3 protein-coding genes are annotated in these 1,755 nt (G+C 63.9%); all 3 read left to right on the top strand.

The window, feature by feature from the left end:
• Nucleotides 1-472 (top strand): 4-carboxy-4-hydroxy-2-oxoadipate aldolase/oxaloacetate decarboxylase (locus tag AC1D00_RS39740; RefSeq protein ID WP_477014455.1); only part of this gene is annotated, 472 nt, incomplete at its 5' end.
• Nucleotides 473-499: 27 nt separating this feature from the next.
• Nucleotides 500-1,369: a substrate-binding domain-containing protein gene (locus AC1D00_RS39735; protein WP_477014454.1), complete on the top strand. Its 870-nt coding sequence runs from the start codon at nucleotides 500-502 to the stop codon at nucleotides 1,367-1,369.
• On the top strand, nucleotides 1,366-1,755 hold a 390-nt coding region (locus AC1D00_RS39730), incomplete at its 3' end, for an NAD(P)-binding domain-containing protein (protein ID WP_477014456.1). The genes AC1D00_RS39735 and AC1D00_RS39730, both read left to right, overlap by 4 nt.

The following is a 1,755-nucleotide window of genomic DNA, read 5'->3' as shown; positions in this document are numbered from 1 at the left end:
GTGCAGGACAGGTGACATTCTCGTCGTCGGCTGCACCACCGACAATACCGACGGCATGTTCGGCGAGCTGCTCGCCACCTCGCTGCAGGCGCGCGGCGTGCAGGGCCTGATCATCGATGCCGGCTGCCGCGACGTCAAAGCGCTGCACGATATGAAGTTTCCTGTGTGGTCGCGCGCGGTCTCGGCCAAGGGCACGGTCAAGGCCACGCTCGGCTCGGTCAACGTCCCCGTGGTCTGCGCCGGTGTCAACGTCGATCCCGGCGACATCATCGTCGCCGATGACGACGGCGTCGTGGTGGTGCCGAAGCGCTATGCCGCCGAAGTCGCCGAGAAGGCGAAGAAGCGCAACGCGGACGAGGGCGGCAAGCGCAAGCGGCTGGCTTCGGGTGAGCTCGGCCTCGACATGTACAGCATGCGCGAAGCGCTAGCGAAAGCCGGGCTCGTCTATGTCGATAATCCCGAGGACGTCTGAGCGGGACAACAGAAGCGGAGCGGGCGGATGGATCGTCTCAAGCTGAAAGCCGTGCTCGGCAGTCATCCTCATGTCCAGGCGGTGAAGAGCGGCGAGCTCCGCTCCGACCGTTTCGATCTCGACTTCATCGCGTACACGCCGACCAACACGGCGTTCAAGCCGATGGTGCGCGAGCAGGCGTTCGACGTCTGCGAGATGGCGATCGTCACCTATCTGATGGCGAAGGCCCACGGCAAGCCGCTGGTRCTGCTGCCGGCGACCATGCTCGGCCGCTTCCAGCATTCCTATGCGCTCTATAATCCGGAACGGGGAACGCTTGGGCCTGGCGATCTCGAAGGCAAGCGCGTCGGCATCCGCTCCTTCACGACGACGACGGGCGCATGGATCAGGGGCATCCTCGCCAACGATTACGGCGTCAATCTCGACAACATCCGCTGGGTCACCTTCGAGGATCCGCATGTTGCCGAATATGTCGACGCCACCGAGCGCGCGCCGAAGGACAAGAAGATATTGCAGATGTTGATTGACGGCGAGCTCGATGCCGTCCTCGGCGAGACCTCTGATAATCCCAGGCTCAAGCCGCTATTCCCCGATCCCGCCGCGGAGGCCGCCACATGGTACGCCCGGCGCGGTGTCGTGCCGGTCAATCATCTCGTGGTCGTGACCGAGACGCTCGCGAAGTCGCGCCCCGATGTGGTCGCAGGCGTCTATGATCTGCTCAAGCGGAACAAGGAGCAGGTGGGACCTGCGGCGACGCCTGACCTCGTCCCGTTCGGGATCGAAGCCAACAGGAAGCCGCTCGAGCTGATCGTCGACTACGCATTCCAGCAGGCGTTGATCCCACGCCGCTATGCGGTCGAGGAGCTGTTCGACGAGACGACGCGAGGATTGAACTGATGTCGGATCCGAGACGTTGGCAGGTCGGGCTGGTCGGCTACGGCGAGGTCGGCAGGATCCTGGCCGAGGATTTGCGCCAGCAGGACATCAAGGTCTCAGCCTATGACATCAAGCTCGGAGGCGAGCACGCCGCTGCGCTAAGGGAGCATGCGGCGAAGTTCGGTGTTGCGCTCACCGCGTCTCACGCCGAGCTGACCGCGAAATCCGATTTCATCATCTCTGCGGTCACGGCAAGCCAGGCCGTTCCGGTCTCAAAGGCCTGCGCCGCCGCGATCAATCAAGGCACCTGGTTCCTCGATTTCAATTCGGCGTCTCCCGGTGCCAAGCAGCGTGCTGCCGCGCTGATCGACGGCGCTGCGGGGCGCTATGTCGAGGGTGCCGTGATG

Source organism: Bradyrhizobium sp. P2_E8 (assembly GCF_056403875.1).
The sequence above is the reverse complement of the archived record's forward strand: the minus strand, read 5'-3'. Positions and strand labels throughout refer to the sequence as shown.